Genomic DNA, 25,627 nt, shown 5'->3' with positions numbered 1-25,627 from the left:
TGGTTAACGAGGCGGGGCGCCGGAAGACTCTTCCGGCGCCCCGCGTGTTTTTGACGACTCAGTCCTGCTCCGCCCCGCGCTGTTTGAGCTCGCGCTTGAGAATCTTGCCCGTGGGGCCCTTGGGCAGGTCCTCCAGCACCTCCACCTCCCTCGGCCACTTGTACCGGGCGATGCGCTTCTCCAGAAACGCCCGGATTTCCCCGGGCGAAAGCGTCTCCCCTTCTTTGGCGGAAACATAGACCTTGACCTCCTCGCCGCGGATGCGGTCGGGAATGCCCACCACGGAGGCCTCGCGCACGGCCGGGTGCTGGTAGAGGACCTCCTCGATCTCGCGCGGGTAAATGTTCATGCCCCCGCGGATGATCAGGTCCTTCTTGCGGTCGAGGATGTAGAAGAAGCCGTCGGCGTCCTGCCGGCCGATGTCCCCCGTGTGGAACCACCCGTCCACGATGGCTGCGGCGGTCGCCTTGGGGCTGTTCAGGTAGCCTTTCATGACGTTGTGCCCGCGGATGACGATCTCCCCGGTCTCCCCCGCTTTGGCGAGGCCGCCCTCGTCAAGCATGATGCCCATCTCCACGCCCCAGACGGGCCGCCCGATGGACCCCACCCGCACGGCCTCGTCCGCCGAGGTGAACGACGCGACGGGACTGGTCTCGGAGAGGCCGTAGCCCTCCTGCAGCGTGATGCCGTAGCGCTCCCGGAACTGGCGGTGGACGTCCTCCGGCAGCGCAGCGCCGCCGGAAATGGCGATGCGCACGCTGGACAGGTCGTAGTCCGCCCATTGCGGCAGGTTCAGCAGGAAGAAGTACATGGTCGGGACCATGGCCAGCACGGTGACCCGGTCGCGGGCGATGACCTCCAGCGCCCTGCCCGTCTCGAAGCGGGGCAGCATGGTCACCGCCGCCCCGGACAGGATGGCCGCGTTCATGACGCAGGTCTGGCCGAAGGAATGGAACAGGGGCAGCACCGCCAGAAACACGTCCTCGGGCATGCAGCGGACAATCTCCCGCGACGCGAGGTAGGCGTTGAAGAACATGTTGAAGTGGGTCAGCTCCGCCCCCTTGGGCGAGCCGGTGGTCCCGGAGGTGTACAGGATCACCGCCGTGTCGTCCGGCATGGTCTGCTCGATGTCACAGCGGCCGTCCGCGGCGCCCAGCAGGGTCATGAAGTTGTCGCCGACCTCCGGCTTGGCAAGATCGTCGGGCGTGGACACGATCACCAGCCGCCCGCAGCCCGGCGCCCGCGCGAAGGCCCTCCGCGCCGGTTCCTCGAACATCTTGAAGGCGAACAGCACCTTCGCGCCGGAATCGTTGAGATAGTGGAGGATTTCCTCCTCCTGAAAAAGCACATTGACCGGAACGACCACCGCCCCCCGGCGCAGGATGCCGTAGTAAATGACCGGGAAATGCGGGGTGTTCGGGATCATCATGGCCACGCGGTCCCCCCGGCCCACGCCGAAATCCCCCAGGATGCACGCGGTCTTCCGGGCGAGCGCCGCCAGCTCCGCATAGGAAAGGCGGATCTGGTCCAGCAGGACCGCCGTCCTGTCCCCGTGGCGCTTCGCGGCGACGTCCAGGAAATGCGCGAGGTTCAGCATGGGCGGCCATTCCTTCTGTTGGGCCGCGGCGGAGGCGTTGCGGCCGTTGGGGTGCTGGCATACTGCGTGTCCCCTGCGCCGGACACGGACCCGGTTGCGCCGCGCCGGAGGGGTGTTCAGTTCTCCGGGGAAGTCCCGCCTTTGCGTCCGAAATTCTTCTGCACAGGCGGCGCGCCGGCGGCGGGCGGGTCGGATTTCTCCTGCCCCCTCACCTGCACCTGCACCTTTGTGTCGTCGCTTCCGGGGGGGGCGGGATAGGTGCGGTCCAGCGCGCTTTCCGCGTCGGGGCCCCCTTTTCCCGTCGTGCGGAGCATCAGCTCGCCCTCCTTGGACACCAGGCGCACAATGCCCATGGGCCGCGCCTGGTCGCTGGTCCACACCTCCGTGCGGTCCCCCTCCCGCTCAAACACCACATGCTCCGTCTTCAACGGACCCTGCGCCGTGGTGAGCTCCTCCTCCCCCGCCACGCTGCGGGTGCCGGAGGCCATGGCGCCGCCCCCGCCCCACCGGGCGTCCTCCGGCTTCACCTCCTCGGCGGGCTCCGCGCCGTCGCGCAGAAACACCCGGTGGATGTTGGCCGGGTCGGACGCCGGCCCCGTGAGGAGCATCTTGCAGATCATGGGATAGCCCACCTGCGGGATGATTTCCGTCTCCAGCCAGTAGCCGGTCTTCCCCTTGACCTTCTCCTCCCCCACCAGGGCCTGCCGCAGGAAAAACTGGCGCCCCGTCGCCTTGTCCGTCACGTCATACCACGCGAACACCCCGGGCTCCGGGTTGACCAGAGCCCCCGACATGATGTCGCCAAGCACGCCCTGCCCGGCGGCGGGAAGGCAAACCCCCGCGGCGACCGCCAGCACAACCACCAGCACTGTCCAATTCTTCATTGCCTGCGCTTCTCCGGGGCCGGACCCTTTTCCAGCCGCCATACTCTAGCACAGGGCATGCCCCAATGCCACCTGTCCGCCGGACGGGGATTCAACCTTCCGGCGTTTCGTGTAGTATGATTGGCGCTGTGGGAAAGCGCCCAGGAGTGCCGGATTTGGAAAGACTTTGGACCGCAGCGCACAGAGCGGCGCGCCTTGCCGGCGCGCTGTGTGTCCTGTTTGCCGCCGTTTCGCCGTCTGCGGCCGCGGAGCCGGGCGGCCCGGCCGAGCGGATCGCCGCGGCAAACCTCCCCCTCGCGGTTGTGATTTTCGGCACGCGCCGGGACTCGGGCGCGCCGGTGCAGAGCAGCGGCTGCGTGGTGGACGCGCGCGGGATTGTGCTGACCACGGCGCACCAGATCGGCGGCGTGGACGACCTCCGGGGAAAGACGGCGGACGGCCGCGCCTTTGCCCTCACCCCGGAGGTGGTGGACGAGGCGCTGGACTTCTCCCTCCTGCGGGCCGATGCCCGCTTTGACGGCGCCGTGTCCGTCGGGAGCAGCGCGTCGCTCCGGGTCGGCGCGCCCCTGGTCTCCCTCTCGACCCCCCTGAACCTGGAGTTCTCCCTGGTCTCGGGGCTGGTGTCCAGCCTGGACCGCACCTACCGCTCCGTGCCCGTCTTCCAGGCGGAGATGAACACCAGTCCGGGTTCCAGCGGCGCGCCGGTCTTTGACGCGCGCGGCGACCTGGTCGGCATCGTTCTCGGGCGGCTGAACGACCAGCCCTGGATGACCGTGGTGCTTCCCGTGGACCGCATGCACGCGGGGCTGGACCGCCTGGGCGTGGCGCGGCCCCGGCCCCCGGCGGCGGCGCAGGAGGACGCGGAGCTGGCGCCGGAGCCCGGCATCACAGAGATGGAGCTGTGGGCGCTGGAGGCCTACAACGCGGGCGTGCGCGCCGCCGCGTGCGCCGACAAGGCGCGGATGTATGAGAGGGCCGTGCAACTGCTGCCGGCCTTTTTTGAGGCGTGGTTTAATCTCGGCCTGGCGCGCGCGGGCTGCGGCGACCGGGAGGGGGCCGCGGCGGCCTATGAAAGCGCGCGAAAGTTGCGGCCGGAGGCCCTCGCCCCGCTGCGCAATCTGGGACTGCTCCGTCTGGAGGCCGGCGACCCCGGCGGCGCGCTGGAATGCTTCGGCGAGGCCGCGCGCCTGGCGCCGGAGGATGCCCGCGTCCAGAACGACCTCGGGGTGGCCCTCCAGCGGGCGGAGCGCCACGCGGAGGCCGCCGACGCCTTCCGGGAGTCCCTGCGGATCGCCCCCGGACACCCCCCGGCGATGTATAATCTCGCCGTGTCGCTGCTCGCCGACGGGCAGGAGGAGGCGGCGCGCCGCGCCTTTGCGGCGTATCTGGAACGGTTTCCGGACGCGCCGGAGGCGGACAGTATCAGGGCGCTTTCCGGGGCCGGCCCCGGAAACCAGGAACAGCACCAGTGACCGAAGACAGCAGGGAAATACCGGAGAATCTGGGCCGCTACCCCATTGTCCGCGTGCTGGGCAAGGGGGCGATGGGCGTTGTCTACGAGGGGCGCGACCCGAACATCGGGCGGCGCGTGGCCATCAAGACGGCGCGCGCGGAGCTTCTGGGCAGCCGGGAGGACCAGGGCGAGCTGATGGAGCGCTTTCTCCGCGAGGCCCGCGCCGCCGGCATTCTGAACCACCCGAACATCATCACGATCTATGATGTGGGCGAGGAGGACGGCACGGCCTTCATCGCCATGGAATTCGTCGAGGGGCAGAGCCTGGAGGAGCACATTGCCTCCCGCCGCCGCTTTCCCCTGGCCGAGTCGGTGGAGCTTGTCGCCCAGATCGCCGAGGGCCTCGCCTGCGCGCATGACCAGGGCATCGTCCACCGGGACATCAAGCCCGCGAACATCATGCTGCCCCGGAACGGCCCGCCCAAGGTGGCCGATTTCGGCATCGCCCGCACCAAGGACTCCTCCCTCACCCAGGAGGGGGTGCTGATAGGAACGCCGTCCTACATGTCACCCGAACAGTTCATGGGCCATGGCGTGGACGGACGGTCGGACCTCTTTTCGCTGGGCATCATTCTTTACGAGCTGCTCACGGGGGAGCGCCCCTTCCCGGGGGAGGCCTTCGGCACCATCATGCACCACGTGCTGAAGAGCGCCCCCGTCGCCCCGAACGAGCTGAATTTCTCCGTTGGCGCCGCGCTGGGCAGGGTGGCCCTCAAGGTCCTCGCCAAGGCGCCGAATGACCGGTATTCCTCCGGAAGGGCTCTCGCCGCCGCGCTGCGCGAGTCGCTCAAGCCCCAGCCGGACGAGGCCGTGCTTCTAGAGGAGGGCCGCGCGCTGGAGAGCACCCTGGTCGGACAGCCCCCGGCAGGGGTGACGGACCCCGGTGCCACGGGGACGGCGACGCCCCCGCCCGCCGCAGGCGGCGGCATGGAGGCCACAGTGGCCGGACCGCCCCCGCCGGGGCAGGCGGCCACAGTGCAGACCCTCGCCGGTCCGCCGCCCGAGGGGGCGTCAGAACCCGGCGTTCGCCCCTCCCCCGCCCCGGGCAAGAACAAGTTCCTCCTGTTTGCGGGAATCGTGGCCGCCCTTCTGCTGGCGGCAGGGGGGACGCTGCTTTTCTCCGACAAGTCCGCTCCATCCGCCCCCCCTTCCGTCACCGACAGCGCGTCCGCGTCCCCCGCCCCGGCACGGGAGGTCAAGGTGACGGTCTATGTGTACACCACGCAGGACCGCGAGCTGGCAATTGAATTTGAGAATCTGGCAACAGACCTGACCCGCCAAGCCTTCATCCAGGCGGGGATGGCGGAGGGAAAGATCGAGTTTCTGCAAGGCCGCGAGGTCGTGGTAAGCGCTTCTGGCGGGGACGACGAAACCATCCAGTACGCCACGGAGCCGCTCGCGGACAACGGCTATGTCCAGCTCCGGATTCCCGAGTCCGCCGAAAGCGTCCGTTTCCAAATACGGGAAAGCAGCGAGAGCGAGCCCTTGGCGGACAAAACCCAGTCCTTCCCGGAATGGAAGAACGCGCAGCTTTTTCTCCTCTTCGGGGAATGACGGGCCGCGCGCCCCTTCGCGCCGCCGCGCCAGGTGCTATAATTGAGAAAACGGGGCGCGGCGCGCCCTCTGGAAGCAGCGAGGAGGTCCCAAGTGAAAACAGTCATGTTTTTCCGCGTTCTCGCGGCGGCCCTGGCCGTCCTCGCCGTGGCGGGCGGCATATCCGCCGGTGCGGCCGAGTTTGTCAAGGGAAGTCCGGCGCCTGAAATCGCCGGGCTGGACCTTTCCGGGCAGGCGGTGCGGCTCTCCTCGGTGGTGAAGGAGAACCCCTACCTCGTCATCCTCTATTTCTTCTCCAAGAACACGGGCGAGGACATCGCCGCGAAGCTCCAGTACCTCCAGGCCACGCACGGGGCGGACAAGTTCCGCATCATCGCCCTCGGCCTCGCCGAGGAAAAGCAGGAACTGGCGGACTTCGCGGCCCGCATGGGGATCACCTACCACGTGATGGACCCCGCCTCGCTGGAGGACCGTTCCGTGCTGGAGGCCGCGAAGACCCTGCCCATGACCGTTTTCGTGCGGGCGGACGAGGACCGGATGGTGGAGCAGGTGCTCTCCGGGGGCGGCAGTTCGACCGCGAAACTGATGGCCTCCCTCGCGGAGAACCTGTTCCGGAAGCGCAAGGCCGAGGCCCTGCCGATTGTGGAGGAGGCCGTGGCGGCGTCCGGCGACAGGGAAACCCGCGAGTTGAAGGGCTATGTCCTGCTGTCGCAGGGGAAACTCGACGCCGCCGAGAGCGAGTTTGGGGAAATCGCCAGTGCGACGGGCCTCGCCCGGGTCTCCCTGGAGCGCGGCGACACGAAGGCCGCCGTTGAGAACGCCGACAAGGCGGCGGGCGACCCCTATGCGGCGGCCCTGAAATCCGCCGCGCTGGCCCGGGACGGCAAGGTAGACGAGGCCGTTGCGGCCCTGCCCGCCGACGCGGGCACGGTGCCGGCGTGGCAGCAGTCCGAAGTGGCCAACCTCAAGGGGCGGGTGGCCGAGACGGCCGGAAAGCCTGAGGAGGCCGCGGGACAGTACCGGGAGGCGGTCGCGTTGGACCCGTACAACGTTGTGGCCCTGAGCAACGAGGGCGCCGCCCTGCGCGCCACCGGCAACCTCGAAGAGGCGAAACAGGCCCTTGAGAAGGCGGTTGAGACGTCGGGGGGTGATCCGACAGCCGCCCTGCTGCTCAAGCAGGTGGCTGCGGAACTGGCCGCCGCCAACGACACGAAACGGGGCGAACTGATCCAGTCGCAGATTGCGGATTTGGGCGCGCGTTACCGCCAGATGAAGGAGAGCGGCGCCCTGGACGCGCGCGATGCCTGGTCCACGGCCCCGCTCGTGCTGGCCTTCCTCCCCACCGGCGAGGGGGGTGCGATGGTCTTTGACCGTTCCGGAATGGACCGCCTGGTGATTCACGAGCTGGAGGCGGGGGTTCAGGCTTCCGGCAAGGCCACGGTGGTGGAGCGGGCGATGCTCGACCAGCTCCTTCAGGAACTGGACCTTGGCAGCTCCGACCTGACCTCCGGCGATGTTCAGCGGCGGCTGGGCCGCGTGCTGTCCGCCGGCGCGCTGGGGTTTGTCTCGTTTGTCCGGACGGGGGCCCAGGTGACCGCCTACCTGCGGATGGTGGACACGGAAACCACCGAGATCGCCCTGCAGGCGTCGGAAATCCTCCAAGAAAACGACCCCGGCCCGGCCATTGCCGCGCTGACGGCGAAAATTGTCGGCGATTTTGCCGAAAAACGGGAACTGAAAGGGCTGATTGCGGATGCATCTAGTGATGCCGCCGTGATTGTGAATCTCGGTTCCCGCCACGGCGTGGCTGTTGGGGACGGGTTCAGCGTGCTCAAAGAGGGCGCGCCTGTGGAAGTCGGCGGCCGCGTGATCGCGCGGCGGCAGGTGCCGGTGGGGAAACTGACGGTGACGGAAGTGAATGACGAGTACGCGGTGTGCAAGGTAACGGCGCGGCAGGAAGGCGCCGTGTTTGAGAAGGAAATGAAAATCAAGGGACTTCCCCCCGAAGCGGGCACCTGATTCGGGGGCGTCTCTATCGTTTTTGCGCCGATCCCCGCGCGAGAGCCAACGGAAGGAGTGATGAATGAAGGGGTTTTTAGCCTCATGTTTTGCGTTTTTGATTGTTTTTGTCTGCGCAGGCGCCAGAGCCCAGGAGCAGGAGAAGGCTCCCTCCCCGTGGACCCACCGCGTGGTTGTGGTGAACGGCGGGGAGACTTCCCTCACCACTCCCCACGAGATTGCCGACACGGACCGGACGCAAATCGGCTACCACAACGCGACGGCGGCGGCGCCCGCCCTGTGGTTTGCCTTTGAGGGAAGCTATCAGAAACCCCTGACGGTCCGCATGGGAGTGCCCAAGCTGGAGCCCTACCGCCTGCTGCGCCCCTGCGCGGCCCTGGTCGCGCCGGGCCTGCCCCAGCCCGAGCCCCCCCTCCCCTTCCCCATTCCCCCGGGCTATGGGGCCATTGTCTACAATTCGGCGGACCAGGCGGTGGCCGACGGGAAAGACGGGTTCACCGGCACCCAGAGCTGGATGTTTACCGCGGACGCACTCGCCCCGGTTTCCGCCGGCCGCGCCTTTCTGGTGGGCTTCCTGCCCGAGGGCGGTTCCGGGAAATTCTGGATGACCCTGGGGGACGAGACCCGTTTCCGCTTCGCCGACCTGTTCACCGTGGTGCCCCGGACCGTGGAAATCCGGCGCTTTCACGAGATGTCGGACGGGTTTGGGGCGACCGTCTGGCAGGTGCTTCTGGCCTTGGGCTTTGCCGTCCTGGTCACCGTGGTGGCCGTGTCGCCCAAGTAGGGCACGTCTTCGGCCTCATTTCATGTCCAAATGGGGGATAACCACCTCCCCCTTCGCCTGGGCGAGGGTGTCGTGATAGGCGCCATAGAAGACGCTGTTGGCGTCGAGCCAGAGGCTGAACCGGCGCATTTCCTCCGGCGTGAGTTCGACGCCGTGGTGCCCGGCCTGCAGCATGGGGTAGAGCTTCGAGGCGCGCGCGCCGACCTCGCCGGGGATGGAGTACGAGGTTTTGTTGCGCTCCAGCCCCGTGCCGTTTCCGCCGTGCTTGGCCCAGGCGTGGGAAACGAGGGAAAGGAAGGCCTGGGACCAGCCGTGCTCGCCGAAGGTGTCCCCGGACAGGTCGGGGGCGTTCTTTTCCGTGCGGTGGCATTCGGCGCATTTGGCGTCAATCACCGGTTGGACCAGCCGGGAGAATTGGAGGGGGAAGGAGCCCTCCGGCTCCGGCTTTAGCCGGGCGGGGGGCTTTCGCAGGGCGAGCGGCTGGGTCTGCGGCGTGACGGGGGCGCCCTGCCGGTGCTCATGGCAGCCGACACAGGAGAGGCGCTCGCCGGGATGCACATAGGTGGCGGAGCGCATGGTCTGCACGGCCACCCCGTTCTCGTCCAGCGCCTGGAAGTAGAAGGACACCCCGGCGGGGGCCTCGAAATGGACGCTGCCGTCCTCCTCCACGGGCACCGTGCCGAGAGACCCGCGCGCGATGGACTCGTCGCCCTTTCCAATGTTCGGCGCGCCGGGCGCGGGGGTGGACTTGGCGAAGAGCTGGATCACGCGCAGTTCTTTAATCCTCGTGCCCCCGGAAAAGGGACGCCGGGAGTCGTAGACGTTCATCACGGAGACGGTGCCGGTTTTCGGCTGGTCCTCCGGGCGCTCGGCGTACTTGGTCTGCACGGGAATCACCGGCGGCGTGGGGCGCGGTTTCAGGGGGATGGGGTTGGAGCAGGCGATGTCCGGGTCGCGGTGGACCAGTTCCCGGTTGCCGAACCCGTCCACAAGATAGATGCCGTAATGCCTCTCGCCGGGGTCGTACACGGCGAGATAGAAATCCTCATTCAGCGGCCACGGGGTGCCGTAGACCTGGCCCTTGCCGCCGCCGCCGCGGGGCTTCCGGGGAACGCCGGGTGCCTCCTCGGCTTCGGGGAACATCGCCTCGGGGGTGATGCGCCGGAGCTGGCCGGCGGAATGGTCGTCCTCGATGCGCGGGTCAATGGTGATGAGGGAGCCGAAGTGCTGGCCGTGGTGCGTGGCCGCCGTGGCGATGTACTTGTGCGACCCGGGGATGGCTCGGATGGACATCTCCATCCACGGCCGGGACTCGCGCACGCGGGGGTAGTTGCCGTGGGGGCTGCGGGGGTTGCGGCCGTCGGGATAGGCCAGCCAGAGGTGGTGGGCGATGTCGCTGTCGCGGTCCACGTAGTCCCAGCGCGTGTAGGCGACCATGCCGTTGTGGTCCACGCTGGGCAGCCACTCGTGGGTCTCGTGGTAGCTGAAGGGGCGGACGAAGCCGCCGTCCGCGTTCATCTGGTAGAGCGTGTAGGTCGGGCACACGCGCCCGCAGCGCAGGAAGCCGCCCCGCCGCTCGGAGACGAACACCACCCGCCCGTCGGGCATCCAGCAGGGATGGATGTCGTTCCACGGGCCGTCGGTGAGCTGCTCCAGCCCCGTGCCGTCCATGTTCACCTTGAAGACATGATAGGCGCGGCCGGGGTCCCACGGGTTCTCCCAGTAGTTGCCGGGCTCCTCCCTGCGGAAGTTGTGGCGGGGATCGCCGCGGCACTCGACGTAGGAGAACAGCACCTGTTTCCCGTCGTAGGACAGCTCCGGGGAGAGGAACGCGCCGCCGCCGGGGTCGCCCTCCTGCGTCAGAAGGCCCTCGCCGTCGTAGGAAAGCACTGCGGGCGACACGCCACCGCGCAGGGCCTCCCCCTTCAGGCGGCCCCGCCCCACCACGGCCTCCGCCAGCACGTCGCGCACGCGCGGCGCGCCGCCAAAGGCGTCCTCCAGCACGAAGAGGCCGCCTCCGGGACGGGCGGTGATACCGTAATACTGGTCGCACATGTGCTCGTAGATGGACCGGTGCCGTTTGAGGAAGAGAATGTCCTGAAAGTCCAGCAGGGGGTTGGCGAAGGCGATCTCGCGGCGGAGGGCCGTGATTTGGCCGAAGACCCCACGCAGTTCTGCGGGGTCGGGCGTTTCCTCGCGCTGGAGGCGCTCCACATCGGGGCGCAAGCGTTCCAGCGCCGCCGCCGCGTGCGCCAGGTCCGGCGCGTCCGGCATGGTTTGCAGGTGGGCAAGCAGGGCACGCGTGCGCCGCCACACGATGTCCACGGGCGTGCGGTCCGTCTCCAGGATCAGCGCCTCGGGCCGGTGCGCCTCGCGGGCGAGGCGGGCGTTGTCCCCCCTGTTCCGGTCCACGATCTGGCCCCGGAGCTGGTCATACTCCAGCAGGGCGAGGGGCGTCCCCTCCCCCGCCGCCGCGAGTTTCCCCAGGCGGTATCCGGCCACCTTGCCCGACTCCAACTGCGGCACGTAGAGCCACCCGCGCGCAGGGTCCACGCCGATGTCGGCGGGCGTGGACAGCTCCGCCACGGGCCGCGCCCGGCGGCGGTTCGCCGACACAACGAAGACCTTGCCCCCCGCATAGTCCGACACGAGAAAGGTGCCGTCCGGCAGGACGTGCAGGCCGTCGAGGTTCTTGAACCGGTTGGACAGGTGGAAGGGTTTCGGCGGGCCGGAACCGTCCTGCGGCACGGTGTACAGGTCGTGCAGGGTCCAGGAAACGGCGAATAGCACCCCGTCATGGACATAGAGACCGTTCACCCCCTCAATCTCCGCGACCACGTCCAAAGCATTTCCGGCTTTGGTGTCCATCCGAAAAATCTTCCCCGTGACCACATCGGAGACATAGACCTTGCCGTCGCAGGCCGCCACGTCGTTGAGGCGCTCCGCCCCGGGCACCTCCACCACCGGGCCCGGTTTCCCGTCCGCGAGGGCGAAGGAAAGCAGTCGCTTGTTGTCCGCCACATGCAGCCACCCGGCCATCACGGCCATCCCCTTCGGCTGGTTCAGGACATGCTCCGGTGTGCTGTCCACCCACTTCAACCTGTCCAGTTTTCCCCCCGGGGCCATCCTTGAGATGAACCCCTTCCCCGTGTCCTGCCAGTAGGTTTCCGGCGCGGAGTTTATGTTGGAGACGTAGGCCGTTCCCGTTTCCGGATCCACCGCCACCCCCTCCGGCGCGACGAAGTCGTCCAGCACAAAGGCCCGCTCCAGCGGGGCCGCCCCCGCCGTCATCGCCCAGGCCAGAAGAAAGGCCCCCGCCCACAGTTTGCGCGTCAGGTCATGTCGCATGAGAACACCCGCGTTTCGGCCCGGAAAGGCCCCGTTTTTCCCAAAACCGCCCGCGCGCCCATTATGTGGGGGGGGCGCGGGAATGTCAAGAGGCGGGCGGCGAAGCACTGCGGGAACAGGGGTGACGGATTCACCGCCCCCTGATCACCGGATAAGATGAGCATGGGCCGAAGCCGCGGCGGGCAAGCGATTGCTTCACTTCGTTCGCAATGACGCGGAAGCGCACGTCATTGCGAACGAAGTGAAGCAATCGCTTGTCAGAACGCCCCCATTCTGTCGCATCTCGTGGGTGAACGGGTGTGTTCGCCGTCCCAGATTCATTCAGCGCGTACTCGCAAGGCACCTTTTCCCCCAAGTGAATCAACGGCCATTCCTTATCCAGCGATTCGGGCCGCCTTGCATGCTTTTTCCGCGGGGAGTATCTTGGTACCGTTCCGGCTCGCGGAAGTGCCGGGCCGGCCTTCGAGGGAGATGCGCCATGAGTCGTTTGACGGGACTGCTGTTTGCGGCGGTGCTGGTTTCGCCGCTGCTGTTGGGCGAGGAGCCTGCGGACCCCTGGGGGCCCTGCCCCGCCACGCCCGCCGTGGTCCATCCGGCGGCGGTGTCGCCGCTCCAGGAGATTATGTTGCTGCGGGGCGCGTGGGACTTTGCGACGGACCCCCGGCTCATGGGGCGCCACCGCATGGGCAAGGGCCCGGCCTGGAACGAGCCGGACTGGACGGGCGCGCGCCCCATCGGGGTTCCCGGCTGCTGGGAGGCGCAGGGGGTGGGCGAGCCGGGCATGAGCGTGGACTGGGGGCTGCCCTTTGACTGCATCCCCCGTCCGCTGAACCATGTGTACATGGGCACGGCGCGCTACCGCCGTGCGGTGGAGATTCCGGCCGGCTGGGCCGGGAAGCGCGTGTGGCTCAAGGTGGGCGGCGTGCGGACGGAGGCGTGGTTCTGGGTGAACCAGCAGCGGGTGGCCCACCTGAACACGTACTGCGGCAGCTACAAATACGACATCACCGATTTCGTGACCCCCGGCCAGACGGCGGAGATTGTGGCCACCGTGCGGAACGACACGCCCAGCCGCAAGGGCGTCATGGCGGCTTTCCACCGGTTCGGCGGCTTTTACCGGGACATTGAGCTGGAGGGCACGCCGACAACCTGGCTGGACGATGTCTGGGTGCGCGGGGACTTCGACAGGCGCGCGGCGCTGGTGAACGTGAGCGTGCGCGGCGCGGGCGGCGCGCCGGCGGCCCCGGCGGTGGAGGTGGTCGTCCGCACCGCCGACGGACAGGAGGCGGGGAAACACCGCCAGCCACTGTCCCCCGACGCGGACGGCAACGCCGACACAGTGTGCGAGGTCCCGCTGGCCGTGTTCCGCCCGTGGACCCCGGAGACGCCCAGCCTGTACACGGCGGAGGTGACGCTGCTCGACGGGGACACACCGGTCCACGGATGGCATGAGCGGTTCGGCGTGCGCAAACTGGAGGCGCGCGACGGCCGGTTCTTCCTGAACGGCGCGCCCTTCCTCGTGCGGGGCTTCGGCGACGACTACATCTATCCGCTGACGCTGGTGTCCCCGGCGAACCGGAAGTGTCATCTCGAGCACCTGCAAACCGCGCGCCGGGCGGGGTTCAACTTCGTGCGCCTCCACACGCACTGCGAGAACCCGGAGTACTTCGAGGCGGCCGACGAGGCGGGCATCCTCATCCAGCCGGAACTCCCCTACTACCACGACATCACGCCGGAGGGCTTTCCTTTTGACCCCTTCCGCGACCTCCGGGAACTGTGGCGGCATTACCGGCGGCATGTGTCCTTCGCGGCGTATTCAACGGGCAACGAGGGGCACCTCGGCAGCCCGCTGGACCGCGAGCTCTACGAGTGGGTCAAGGCGACGGACCCGGACCGGATCATGCAGCACCAGGACGGCGGCTGCAACACCCTGGAAAACGCGGACTTCTTCACGCCCAACGGCTACGGGCTGCCGACCTCCATCGTGCCATGGGAGCCGGGCGCGTTCGACGAGGTGACGGTGCCCTTTGTCGCCCACGAGTACCTGAACCTGGGCATCAAGATGGACCCGCGCCTCGCGCCGAAGTTCACCGGGGCGATCCCCGCGCCGCGGAGCCTGGAGGACTACAAGGCGTCCCTGGCGGCGGCGGGACTCGACCGCGCCTGGGGCGACGCCTGCCTCGACGCGGCCCACGCGCTCCAGGGGTATTACCAGAAGCGGGGCATTGAGCAGGCGCGGCTCGACCCGGCGTGCGACGGGTACTCTTACTGGACCATTGTGGATGTCATGGTGGCCCAGGCGGGCACCTACACGGGCCAGGGCTTCCTGAACGCGTTCTGGGAGGAGAAGCCCGGCGGGCTGACACTGGACCAGTTCCGGCGCTTCAACGGGCCGACGGCGCTGCTGGCGCGGGTGGAGGTGAGCGACGCCATCGCCGTGACGGGCGACACGCGGCGGGTCGCCCTCTGGATATCCCCGTTCGGCGGGGAGCCGTTGCAGGGGGCGCGGGTTTCATGGACCCTGAAGGCGGAGGACCGTGTCCTCGCGGAGGGCGTCCTCGGCCCCTTCGACGCGGCGGCGGGCGAGGTGAAACAGGTCGGGGAATGCGTGTTCACGGTGCCGGAGCTTGCGGCACCCGCGCACGCGGCGCTGGAGGCGCGGCTGGACGGCACGGACGTGGCCAACGCCTGGGACTTCTGGCTCTTCCCGAAGCGCCCGGAACGGCAGGGCGCCGGCCTCGCCGCCACGGAGGACCTCTTTGACACCCTCGCACAGCGGTATCCCGGCATTGCGAAGGCGGGCAGCCCGGAGGCGGCGGACGCCCGGCTGGTGCTGGGGTCCTGGGACCATCCCGCCCTTGTCGAAGCAAACCGCAAGGGCGCGCGCGGCATCATGATCGGCCCCGCCGACGGCGAGCCGAATGTGACCCTCGGCTGGTGGTCCCTGGGCGACCAGATCGGCACGGCCTTCGCCCGCCATCCCGTCTTCGGCGCGTTTCCGCACAACGGAAAACTGTCCGCCCTGTGGTTCCGGCTGATCAAGCGGGGGCTCCCGCTGCCGCTCGACCCGCAGTACGGCACCTTCCGTCATTTCGCCGTCGGCGAGGGCCAGTCGCAGTACTTCGCATACCTCACCCAGAAGACGGGGCCGGACGGGGAGCGCCTGCTGATTTCGCAGGGGGTGGACCTGCTGGCGGACACGCCGGAGGCGGCCTGCCTGCTGGACGCCATGGTTGACTATGTCCTGAGCGACGCGTTTCTCGACGAGACGCCGGTGAACTAACCCGGGAGACCGCGGCCGCCGCGACCGCCCCGAAGGAGAAGAACATGCGCACTGCCGCCTTCGTCCCGATTCTGGCGCTGGTCACCGCCTTTTGCGCCCCCCTGTTCGCCCAGACCGCCGAGCCCTGGGAAGCGGCCTACACCGGCGACGACGCCACGGGGGAGCATGTCATCGCCCTGTGGAACTTTGACGACGGCGGCACGGAGACCGTGGCCGACGCGTCGGGGAAGGGCCATGACGGCACGCTGGCGGGCGCGGTCCGTTCCACGGAGGGCCGCTTCGGCGGGGCGATGGCGTCGTTGCCCGGGTGGCCCGTGGAGGACACGCGGCACGCGGCGGTCGTGCGTGACGCGCCGGAGCTGTCGCCCCCCGGGGCGTTCACGCTGGAGATGTGGGTGTGTCCGGACGAACTCCCCGAGGGCTACGGGGAGTCGTTCCTGATGGACAAAAAATACGTGGCCCACGCGGACTACCAGTGGATCCTGGACGCGCCGGACAAGCAGGGCGGCCAGCGCATGCGGGCCGTGCTGGGGTTCGGGGAATCGTCTGAGACGTGGTATTCGTCGGAACCGGCGGTCCTCAAGAAAGGCGTCTGGTCGCACCTGGCCCTGGCCTACGACGGCGCGGGAACCGTGACCTTCTCCCAGGACGGACGCTCTCTGGGCAGCGCGACCAAGCCGCGGGGGCCCGTGTTTCCGGGGGCGCATGACCTCTCGCTGGGCGACCGGGTGGGCAGCTATTACCACGGCTTCCCCGGTCGCCTGGATGAAATCCGCATCACCGCCGGGGCGCGCGAGTTCCGCCCTGTGACCGTGGCGGCGGAGCACGTCCGGACGGTCTACCGGCGGATGGAGCCCTCCCCCCTGCTGCGGTTCCGCCTGACCAACCACCGCCGCACACCGGTCACGGGCCTGACGGCGACCGTCACCGTTCCCGGCGCGCCCGCGCAGTCCTTCCCCGTGGCCGAGATCGCGCCGGGGGCCGCCCACACCGTCGAGTGCGCCCTGGACACCGGCCTGCGCCCGGATGTGTACGCCGTGTCCGTCGGCTTCGCGTTCACCGACGACGACCAGACCCACAGCGGCGCCGAAACCTTCCCCGTGGAGCTGGTGGGCCGCAGGCCGCCGCGCATGCCGGTGGTCATGTGGGGCATCGGGGGCACGGAGGGGGTGCTGGAGAACTTGGACACCCTGCGGGACCTTGGGTTCACGCACTGCCTCGGCCTCCGCTGCGACTTTGGCCGGATATGGGACGCCGGCGCGCCCGCGCCCGCGGTGGACGAGGCGGCCCTGGCCGAGAGCCGCAGGATGCTCGACCGCGCGCTGGCCAACGACCTGGGCATCGTGGTCAGCGTCAGCCCGGGTTCGTGGCTGGAGGAGAAGGCCGACCTCCTGCGGACCGCGCCTCCGGGGCAGGCCTACGACCGCCCCAACCTCTGCTGCAACGCGCCGGGGGTGCGCGACTTCGCGCGGAACGTGGGCGCGTCCCTCGCGCAGACCTACGGGGACTTCCCGGCCTTCGAGGCCGCGCTCATCCACACGGAGGTGCGCGACGGCACACAGATCTGCTTCCACGAGCACGACCGCGCGCTGTGCCGCGCGGCGACGGGGGCCGACTACCCGGAGAACATCGGCGGGAAGAACGGTGTCTCGTGGACGAACCTCCCCGGGTTCCCGGAGAACCGCGTGGTGCCGGACGACGACCCGCTGCTCCGGTTCTACCAGTGGTTCTGGCGCGAGGGCGACGGGTGGAACGGCCTCCACTCCGCCGTGAACGAGGGGCTGAAGTCCACGGACCGGAAAGACCTGTGGTCCTTCTTCGACCCGGCGGTGCGCGTGCCCGCGCTGTGGGGCAGCGGCGGCAGCGTGGACTTCCTCTCGCACTGGACCTACAGCTACCCGGACCCGCTCCGCATGGGCCTCGCCACGGACGAGCTTTTCGCCATGGCCAGGGGCGGCCCGGAGGGCCAGGACGTGATGAAGATGACGCAGATCATCTGGTACCGGTCGCAGACCGCCCCGCAGGAGGACGTGCCGGAGACCGCCGCGCCCCGGTCGCCCTGGGAGGACTACGACCCGGGCGCGAACTACATCACCATCGCGCCCGCCCACCTGCGCGAGGCGTTCTGGACCAAGATCGCGCGGCCCGTGCGCGGCATCATGTACCACGGCTGGCAGTCGCTGGTGCCCACGGAGGGGCCGTCCGCCTACCGGTACACGCACCCCGAAACTCAGAACGCCCTTCGGGAGCTCACGCGCACGGTCGTGGAGCCGCTGGGACCGACGCTGCTCCAGGTGCCCGCCGTGCGGTCCGATGTCGCGTTCCTGGAGAGCTTTTCGTCCGCCATGTTCGCGGGCCGGGGCACCTACGGCTGGGGCGGCTCGTGGGGCGGCGACGCCTACCATGTCCTGCTGTACGCCCACCTCCAGCCGGAGATCGTGTACGAGGAGACGATCCTGAAGCACGGGCTGGACGGGTACAAGGTGCTGGTCCTCGCGGACTGTGATGTCCTGTCCGCGTCGGTGGTGGAGAAGGTCAACGCCTTCCAGGCCGCCGGGGGGCTGCTCGTGGGCGACGACCGCCTGTGCCCCGCCGTGAAGCCGGACATCCTGCTGGAGCCGTACACCCGCACCAAAAAGGCCGACGAGGACAAGCAGGCCCTCGTGGCCCGCGCCGGGACGCTGTCCGCCGCCCTGGAGGGGCGCTACCGCGCGCCCGTGGCCGCTTACCCCGCCGACGTCCTCCCCTATCTGCGCCGGTACGGAAGCTCCGACTACGTCTTTGTTGTCAACGACTGCCGCGAGTTTGGGAACTACGTCGGCCGCCACGGCCTCGTCATGGAACAGGGGATGTTCGTGGCATCAAGGGTCACCCTGCGCAGGAACGGCGGCCGGGTCTATGACCTCGTGGAGCACCGCGAAGTCGCCGCGACCTCCGAAAGCGGCACCCTCAGCATCCCCGTCGAACTGGAACCGGGCGGCGGCAGGCTCTTCCTCATCACCGGCACTCCGGTGGAGACCGTTGCGGTGCAGGCGCCGAGGACGGCGGTCTGCGGACAGGAGATGGAGGCCCGGGTGGTCGTCACGGACAGGGAGGGGAACCCGGTGGACGCGGTGATCCCGCTGGAGCTGCGCATCCTCGACCCCGACGGACGCCGCGCCGAGTTCAGCGGTTTCCACGCCGCGCCGGGCGGCGTCCTCGACCTCCGGGTGGCCTTCGCCGCAAACGACGTGCCCGGGGTTTGGACCATCGAGGCCAGAGAGCTCGCCGCAGGCACCGTCACACGCCATTTTGTCAGGTTGCAGCCGGGGGCGTAGGCGAAAAAAAAGACAAGGCCGCCGGGACGGCGGCGCTACGGAAGCCGCCCGCCGGCCAATGCTGTAGCGCAGGCGTCCCGCCTGCCCCGTCTTCCGTAGCGCAGGCGTCACGCCTGCCCCGTCTTCCGTAGCGCAGGCGTCACGCCTGCCTCGTCTTTTCGCTTGTATCTCCATCCCCGCTGCGCCCGCGCGTGAAATGTCCCCGGAGGGAAAGTCGGTCCTTTTCGGCACACGCGCCCACCGTCGGTCGTGAATCCCGCCTGCCGCGCGCTACGGGGCCCAGCAGAGTACCAGACGCACAGCGAAAAGGGCACCAATGGGGACTACCGCCAGCAGGGGCACCGCAGCCACCGCACCGGCGAGAAGGTGAACGGGTCGCGGAACCGCAGGCCGAGAGGCCCAAAGCCAGAGGCGGCTGAATAGGAGGCTGAGCAGAACTGGAATTACCCCGAACAGGATCACCCCCGGCAGCGTGATGGAGGGCAGGCGTTCGCGCGGGTTGTCCAGGGACACCTCCTCCGAGGAGGCATAGATGAGGCGCACCGCCTGGAGCGTTTCCGTGCCGGGGGTGCATTCCGCCACCACGCGCATCCACACGCGCGGTTTGAGGCTGAGCCAGACGACATCGTGCTCGGGAACCCCGATACCTGCCGACCTCTTGTACACCCCGCGCAGATGGGGACCAAGCAAGTCGCGAAGCTCCGGCAGGGTCTGCGGGGGTTCGCGGCGTAGGGCCTCCGCAATGTCCTCCGCCAGGACGATACGCCGGTAGTCGGTCACGGTATTCATAAGCACCAGCGCCAGACAAAACGCGTAGATTGCGGGAACGATCCAACGGAGAAAAACGCCCGGCCGGTTTTCCTTGGTCATCGCTTCCGCAGTCACAAGGCCCTCCTCCTTTTCCGGGATGTCCGTCCTCCCCAACTTCCCGCTACGCCTTGATCTCGTCCAGGCGCACGGGGCGGTTTTCATCGTGGGAGCGGCGGGCGGCGATGCCGAGGGCCACGGCGGCGCGGCCGTCTTCGCCGGTCACGGGGATGGGCGCGCCGTCGAGCACGGCGTCCACGAAGGCGGCCATCTCGGTCAGGAAACTGTCGAGGTAGCGGTCCATGAAGAAGTTGAGCGGCAGGTCGCGGTGGACGCTGGCGGCGTCGCTGATGACCGCCGTGTTCGGGTGGTTGTTGGCGACGGCCGCGCCGCCCGCGCTGCCGAGCACCTCCACGCGCTGGTCGTAGCCGTAGACCGCGCGGCGGCTGTTGTCAATGACGCCCAGCGCGCCGCCGGCGAACTTCAGCGTGACCAGCGCCGTGTCCAGGTCGCCCGCCTCGCCGATGGCGGGGTCCACGCGGACCGCCCCCGCGGCGAAGACCTCCTCCACCTCCTCCCCGATGAGGAAGCGGGCCATGTCAAAGTCGTGGATCGTCATGTCGAGGAACATGCCGCCCGACACGCGGACATACTCGATGGGCGGCGGGCCCGGGTCGCGGCTGACGATGTGCAGCAGGTGCGGCTCGCCGATCTCGCCGGACGAGATCGCCCGGCGCACCCGCGCGAAGTTCGCGTCGAAGCGCCGGTTGAACCCGATCTGGAGTTTCACCCCTGCGCGCGCCACGGCGTCCAGTGCCCGGTCAATCTCCCCCAGCGTCCGCGCGACGGGCTTCTCGCAGAAGATGTGCTTGCCCGCCGCCGCCGACTCTTCGATCATGGGCGCGTGCAGGTCCGTCGGCGAGCAGATCACCACGGCGTCCAGCGCGGGGTCCGCCAGCAGCGCCCGGTGGTCCGCCTCCACGCGCCCCACGCCCAGCTTCGCGCCCAGCGCCGCGGCCGCCTCGAGGTTCACGTCCGAAACCGCCGCCAGCCGCGCCCGCGGAATCCGGTACGCCAGATGCTCCGCATGCACCTTGCCGATGCGCCCCACGCCGATGAGGCCGATGTTGAGAAGGCTCTTGTCCATTTCATTACTCCGTCATGGTTGGTGGGGCTGGCCGCGCCACTTTTTGAGGTTCTGGGTCGTTCCGACAAGAGATTGCCGCGTCGGCCGGGGCGGCCGACTCGCAATGACGCGGAAACGCCCGTCATTGCGAAGGAGCGCAGCGACTGCGGCAATCTCGTTCGCGGAATGTCCCAAACTCGCGCGATCTCTTATCCGGAAATTGGGGTCAATGCAGCGAAAATAATCCAATCCCAGACCGGTGGACTGGGTTTCGTACCAGCGGTACGCCTCCCCGACATCCCCCTTGGCTTCGGGGGCGAGAACCAGAGAAGCCTTTGCCTTCATGGGGTGCGGAGGATGTCTTCTTTGGCCTCTTCCCAGGACTGTCCGGCGTCCGGGTGCTGTAGAAACGCCCGCTTGCGTTCCTCCAGCGCGTCCTTCTGCCACTGGGGGATGGGCATTTCGGCGCGGCTTCGGGCGATGCTGTCCCACAGGTCCTCCACGAGCTGCATGCGCTCGGCGAGGGGAAGCTTTTCGAGTTCTTCCAGCAGGGTGTCCATGTTTCCCGTGTCCCGTTTTCGGTTCGGTGTCTCCGTCAGTAGGATGATACCACGCCGCCGGGGCGCCTTACAGTCCCAATGTCTTAAGATATTCGCGGTTTCTACGGGCGCTTTCTTTGGGGGCGCCCATGCCCGGCAGGACGTCCTGCTCGACGGTGATGAATCCGGTGTAGCCGCGGCGGCGGAGTTCCTCGGTGGTGGCGGGGAAGTCCACGCAGCCCTTTCCCAGCTCGCAGAAGACGCCGTTGCCCACGGACTGGAAGTAGTCCCAGCCTTCGGCGGCGGCGCGGGCCGCCACTTCCGGTTCGCAGTCCTTGTAGTGCATGTGGGTGATGCGGCCGGCGAAGCGGTCCAGCCCGGCGCGGGTGGCGGCGCCGTCGCGGTCGCCCGCGCCGAAGGCGTAATGCCCCGTGTCGAAGACCAGTCCGAGGAGTTCGGGGCTGGTCCCGCGCAGGAGCGCGGCGATCTCGCCGGGCGTCTCGACATAGCCCGCGCAGTGGTGGTGGAAGCCGACCGGCAGCCTGGTGGCGTCGCGGACGGCGCGGGACACGGCCTCCACGCCCCGGCAGAACACGGCCCACCCGGCGTCGTCGAGGCCCAGGGCGGGCGTCACGCGGCCGGCGTTCGCCGTGCGCGCCGGGACGCTCCCGTTGTCGTCGGCGAGGATGACCATCGGCGCGTGGTCCGGCGCGGCGGCCCCGGCCAGCAGGCGCGCCACGCGCATGGCGGCCTCCGCGCCCGCGGCGTGGGCGCTTTCGTCGGCGAAGCGCACGGGCACAAACGCGCCGACCATCACGACGCCGCGCGCCTCCAGCACGGCGCGCAGCGCGGCGGGCTCGGTGGGCATGAAGCCCCAGTCGCCCAGCTCCGTGCCGCAGTAGCCCGTCTCCACCAGCTCGTCGAGCATGCGCTCGCAGGTAAGCGGCTGGCCGCCGAGGCCCTCAAACTCCAGACTGCCCCAGGAACAGGGGGCGTTGCCGACGCGAATCTCCGCCATACCGCAGAACCTCTTTCTCTTGTTTCGGACGTCCAATCCGTCGGATCGGTCGGATGCTCTTCCTCTAGAACTTCCTGCTCCATTCCTTGGGCCAGCGCTCAACGACAACCTTGGTCTCCGTGAAGAACTCGACGGCGTGCTCGGCCTGGCCGTGAAGGTCGCCGAAGAAGCTGTCGGCCCAGCCGCTGAAGGGGAAGAAGGCCATGGGCGCGGCGACGCCGATGTTGACGCCGATGTTCCCCGCGCGGGCCTCGTTGCGGAAACGGCGCGCGGCGGCGCCGCTGGCCGTGAAGATGCTGGCCATGTTGCCGTAGGCCCGGTCGTTCACCATCGCGATGCCCTCTTCGAGGGTTTCGGCGTGCATGAGGCTGAAGACGGGGCCGAAAATCTCGGTGCGGGCAATTTCGCCCTTCGGGGGCACGTCGTCCAGCAGCGTCGGGAAGACAAAACTGCCCTTCTCATGCCCCGGCACCGTGCGGCCGCGTCCGTCCACCAGCACCTTTGCGCCCTCGGCCTCGGCCGCGCCGATGAGGCCCTCGATGCGGGCCTTGCTCCCGGCGCTGATGACCGCGCCCATCTCGACGCCCTCGTCGAGGCCGTAGCCCACCTTGCGCGCGCGCGCCGCCTCGGCGAAGCGCCCGCGGAAGGCGTCCCGCGCTGAACCAATCGTGATGCCGACGGACAGCGCGAGGCAGCGCTGGCCCGCGCAGCCGAAGGCGGAGTCGGCGAGGATGCGCGTCGTGGTCTCCAAATCGGCGTCGGGCATGATGAGGACGGGGTTCTTCGCGCCGCCCTGGCACTGTGCGCGCTTGCCGTTGGCCGCGGCCCGCGAATAGATGGCCCGCGCGGCGGGCGTGGAGCCCACCATGCTGACGGCGCGGACGGCCGGGTGGTCCAGCAGGGCCTCCACGGTCTCGCGGCCGCCGTTCACGAGCTGGAGCACGCCGGGCGGCAGCCCGAGCTGGTCCACCAGCCCGAAGACCAGCTGCTGGGTGACGGGGCATTTCTCGCTCGGCTTCACGATGAAGCTGTTGCCCGTCGCCAGGGCGTAGGGCAGGAACCAGAACGGGATCATGGCGGGGAAGTTGAAGGGGGCGATCATGGCGCCCACGCCGACGGGCTGGCGGAACATGTGCTCGTCAATGCCCCGGGCGATGTCCTCGTTGTTCCGCCCCTGCATGAGCAGCGGGATGCCGCAGGCGACCTCCACATTTTCGATGGCGCGGCGCAGCTCGCCCACGCTCTCGGCGCGGGTCTTGCCGCACTCCTCGGTGCACGAGCGCGCGAGGGCGTCCAGGTTCTCCTCCATCAGGTGCTTGAGCTTGAAGAGGAACTGGATGCGGTCGGGGGCGGGCACGCGCCGCCACTCGCGGAACGCCTTGTCCGCGCCCTCCGCCGCCGCGGCCACCTCTGCGGCGGACGACAGCGGCACCTCGGCGATCAGTTCGCCGGTGCCGGGGTTCACGACGGGCAGGCACTCCGCCGCCTTCGAGGGGACCCACTCTCCGTCAATGTAGTTCAACAGACGCTTTGCCATGACCACTCCCGCCTAAGGCTTTGGTTACAGGTAATACCGCTCCTTCGCGCGCATCTCCTCCCACGCCCTGCGGGCGGCGCGCACGCTTTCCATCTCGCTGACCTCGGCCACGGCCACGTCCCACCAGCTGTCGTATCCGGGAACGTTCACGTAGCGGTCGTTCTGCACGTAAATGACCGTGGTCCGCTCGACGGCCTCCGCCGCCTTGATGGCCGCGGCGAAGTCGTCGTAGGTTTTGCACTCGATGACATGCGCGCCCAGGCTGCGGGCGTTCGCCGCGAGGTCCACGGGCAGCACGTCCACGTTCTCGCCTGCGGCGTCGCCGGGGAGCATGCCGTCCTTCGGATACGCGTAGCGCGTGCCGAAGCCGTCCTGGCCCAGCGACCGGCTGAGGGAGCCGATGCTCTTGTAGCCGAAGTTGTCGAAGAGAATGATCGTGAGCTTGAAGCCCTCCTGGATGGAGGTCACGATCTCGGCGTTCAGCATGAGGTAGCCGCCGTCGCCCTGCATGATGTAGACATCGCGGTCCGGGGCGGCCATCTTGACGCCGAGCCCGCCGGCGATCTCGTAGCCCATGCAGCTGTAGCCGTACTCGAGGTGGTAGTTCTTCGGGTGGCGGGACCGCCACAGCTTGTGCAGGTCGCCGGGCAGGGAGCCGGACGCGCAGACCATGATGCTCTCGGGCCTGCTCAGTTCGTTCACCGCGCCCACCAGCTCGCCCTGGCTCGTCAGGGGCGTGTTGCGGATGGCGTAGATGCGGTCCACCTCGGCCTCCCACGCGTCGTGGAGGGCGCGGGCCTCGGCCTGGTACTCCGCCGCGGTGCGGTGGCCCGCCAGCAGGGCGCCCAGCTCCTCCAGCGCGGCGCGGGCGTCGCCCACCACCGGCAGGGCGCAGTGCTTGTGCGCGTCGAACTCCGCCGCGTTGATGTTGACGAAACGCACGTCCGGGTTCTGGAAGGCCGTCTTGCTGGCCGTGGTGAAGTCGCTGTAGCGGGTGCCGACGCCGATGACCAGGTCCGCGTCGCGGGCCATGGGGTTCGCCGCGCTGGTGCCGGTCACGCCCACGGCGCCCAGGTTCAGCGGGTGGTCGTAGCGCAGGCTGCCCTTGCCCGCCATGGTCTCGCCGACGGGGATGCCGGCCGCCTCGACGAAGGCGCGCAGGGCGTCGCAGGCATCGCTGTAGATCACGCCGCCGCCCGCCACGATGAGGGGGCGCTTCGCCGCGCGGATCCACTCCGCCGCGCGCGCCAGCGCGGCCCGGTCCGCCCGCGTCCGCGGGATGTGCCACACGCGCTTCTTGAAGAAGTCCTCGGGGTAGTCACAGGCCTCGGTCTGCACGTCCTGCGGCAGGGCCAGCGTCACCGCGCCGGTGTCGGCGGGGCTCGTCAGCACGCGCATGGCCTCGGGCAGCGCGCAGAGGATCTGGTCCGCCCGGTTGATGCGGTCCCAGTAGCGGCTGACGGGCTTGAAGCAGTCGTTGACCGAGATGTCCTGGGTCTGCCCCGACTCCAGCTGCTGGAGCACCGGGGCCACGTTGCGCCGCGCGAAGATGTCGCCCGGCATGAGCAGCACGGGCAGGCGGTTGACCGTGGCGCCGGCCGCGCCGGTGACCATGTTGGTCGCGCCGGGTCCGATGGAGGACACGCACGCGAAGGTCTGCATGCGGTTCTTCATCTTGGCGTAGCCCGCCGCCGCGTGGACCATCGCCTGCTCGTTGCGGATCTGGTAATAGCGGAAGTCGGGGTTCTGCTGGAGCGCCTGCCCGATCCCCGCCACGCACCCGTGGCCGAAGATGCCGAAGCACCCCGCGAACAGCGGCTGCTCGACGCCGTCGCGCTCCGTGTACTGGTTCTTGAGAAACCGGATCACCGCCTGAGCCATCGTCATTCGCATGGCACGACCTCCAATGGGTTGAAAACACGCCCTCGCAAACAGACACCGGACACAACGCCCGCCATGATAGCAGATCGGAAACGGAAACCGGCAACGCGCGGGGGGCGTGAGACGGGGGGGCAAGATGCCGCGCGAATCAGGCGTTGGCGGGCAAGAGATGGCTTCGCTTCGCTCGCCATGACATGCTGGCGGCGGGCCGTGGCGGGCAAGAGATGGCTTCGCTTCGCTGCTAATGAAGTGGACGTATTCTTTCGCGCCCCAAGCTGCCGGTTGCTCTCTGTCACACGTGGAAATGGCCGAAAGCGAAAGTCTTGGGCATCCCGGAGGGATGCAAGACATTAGCCGGTGGTTGAGCGTCAGCGATACCACCGGACAGCAGGCCCCCCTCCCATTTTTTCAAGAACCCCG

The 25,627-nt window shown here is 68.7% G+C and carries 15 protein-coding genes; 6 read left to right on the top strand and 9 right to left on the bottom strand.

The window, feature by feature from the left end; all coding sequences use genetic code 11:
• Positions 1-58 precede the first annotated feature (58 nt).
• Positions 59-1,597 carry a long-chain fatty acid--CoA ligase gene (locus GXY15_09300; protein NLV41404.1) on the bottom strand — a complete coding sequence of 513 codons (1,539 nt, stop codon included), beginning with the start codon at positions 1,595-1,597 and terminating at the stop codon, positions 59-61.
• A gap of 116 nt (positions 1,598-1,713) precedes the next feature.
• Positions 1,714-2,481 carry a hypothetical protein gene (locus GXY15_09295; GenBank protein NLV41403.1) on the bottom strand — a complete coding sequence of 256 codons (768 nt, stop codon included), beginning with the start codon at positions 2,479-2,481 and terminating at the stop codon, positions 1,714-1,716.
• A gap of 155 nt (positions 2,482-2,636) precedes the next feature.
• On the opposite strand from GXY15_09295, the gene GXY15_09290 reads away from it, so the two are divergent.
• The 4 genes from GXY15_09290 (at position 2,637) to GXY15_09275 (ending at position 8,351) form a co-directional block, all read left to right on the top strand.
• Positions 2,637-3,953, top strand: a complete 1,317-nt coding sequence (locus tag GXY15_09290) for a serine protease (GenBank protein NLV41402.1) — start codon at positions 2,637-2,639, stop codon at positions 3,951-3,953.
• On the top strand, positions 3,950-5,548 hold the full coding sequence (locus GXY15_09285) for a protein kinase (protein ID NLV41401.1): 1,599 nt from the start codon (positions 3,950-3,952) through the stop codon (positions 5,546-5,548). The genes GXY15_09290 and GXY15_09285 overlap by 4 nt, the downstream gene beginning before the upstream one ends.
• A 93-nt stretch (positions 5,549-5,641) precedes the next feature.
• Entirely contained in the window at positions 5,642-7,567 is a 1,926-nt protein-coding gene (locus GXY15_09280; protein NLV41400.1) for a tetratricopeptide repeat protein, read from the top strand.
• Between the two features lie 64 nt (positions 7,568-7,631).
• Positions 7,632-8,351: a hypothetical protein gene (locus GXY15_09275; GenBank protein NLV41399.1), complete on the top strand. Its 720-nt coding sequence runs from the start codon at positions 7,632-7,634 to the stop codon at positions 8,349-8,351.
• A 15-nt stretch (positions 8,352-8,366) separates the two neighbouring features.
• Here GXY15_09275 and GXY15_09270 read toward each other — a convergent pair whose 3' ends face one another.
• Positions 8,367-11,699, bottom strand: a complete 3,333-nt coding sequence (locus GXY15_09270) for a hypothetical protein (GenBank protein ID NLV41398.1) — start codon at positions 11,697-11,699, stop codon at positions 8,367-8,369.
• Positions 11,700-12,177: 478 nt separating this feature from the next.
• Between GXY15_09270 and GXY15_09265 the strand changes: the two genes are divergently transcribed.
• The gene (locus GXY15_09265; protein NLV41397.1) at positions 12,178-14,982 is read left to right on the top strand and encodes a hypothetical protein; all 2,805 of its coding nucleotides are present in this window, start codon (positions 12,178-12,180) and stop codon (positions 14,980-14,982) included.
• Positions 14,983-15,026: 44 nt separating this feature from the next.
• Complete coding sequence (locus GXY15_09260; protein ID NLV41396.1) at positions 15,027-18,299, top strand: hypothetical protein; 3,273 nt, start codon at positions 15,027-15,029, stop codon at positions 18,297-18,299.
• A 270-nt stretch (positions 18,300-18,569) separates the two neighbouring features.
• Here GXY15_09260 and GXY15_09255 read toward each other — a convergent pair whose 3' ends face one another.
• The 6 genes from GXY15_09255 to iolD form a co-directional block, all read right to left on the bottom strand.
• The gene (locus tag GXY15_09255; GenBank protein NLV41395.1) at positions 18,570-19,184 is read right to left on the bottom strand and encodes a hypothetical protein; all 615 of its coding nucleotides are present in this window, start codon (positions 19,182-19,184) and stop codon (positions 18,570-18,572) included.
• Positions 19,185-19,230: 46 nt separating this feature from the next.
• Positions 19,231-20,253 carry an inositol 2-dehydrogenase gene (gene iolG, locus GXY15_09250; protein ID NLV41394.1) on the bottom strand — a complete coding sequence of 341 codons (1,023 nt, stop codon included), beginning with the start codon at positions 20,251-20,253 and terminating at the stop codon, positions 19,231-19,233.
• A gap of 320 nt (positions 20,254-20,573) precedes the next feature.
• Positions 20,574-20,792 (bottom strand): addiction module protein, encoded by a 219-nt coding sequence (locus GXY15_09245; GenBank protein NLV41393.1) that lies wholly within the window; start codon positions 20,790-20,792, stop codon positions 20,574-20,576.
• Positions 20,793-20,859: 67 nt separating this feature from the next.
• Positions 20,860-21,789 carry a TIM barrel protein gene (locus tag GXY15_09240; protein ID NLV41392.1) on the bottom strand — a complete coding sequence of 310 codons (930 nt, stop codon included), beginning with the start codon at positions 21,787-21,789 and terminating at the stop codon, positions 20,860-20,862.
• A gap of 64 nt (positions 21,790-21,853) precedes the next feature.
• Positions 21,854-23,326, bottom strand: a complete 1,473-nt coding sequence (locus tag GXY15_09235; protein ID NLV41391.1) for a CoA-acylating methylmalonate-semialdehyde dehydrogenase — start codon at positions 23,324-23,326, stop codon at positions 21,854-21,856.
• A gap of 24 nt (positions 23,327-23,350) precedes the next feature.
• Positions 23,351-25,219 (bottom strand): 3D-(3,5/4)-trihydroxycyclohexane-1,2-dione acylhydrolase (decyclizing), encoded by a 1,869-nt coding sequence (iolD, locus tag GXY15_09230; GenBank protein NLV41390.1) that lies wholly within the window; start codon positions 25,217-25,219, stop codon positions 23,351-23,353.
• Positions 25,220-25,627 lie beyond the last annotated feature (408 nt).

The organism is Candidatus Hydrogenedentota bacterium (genome assembly GCA_012730045.1).
Classification (GTDB): Bacteria; Hydrogenedentota; Hydrogenedentia; order Hydrogenedentales; family CAITNO01; genus JAAYBR01.
Note: the sequence above shows the minus strand (reverse complement) of the source record. Positions and strands in the feature narration are given on the sequence as shown.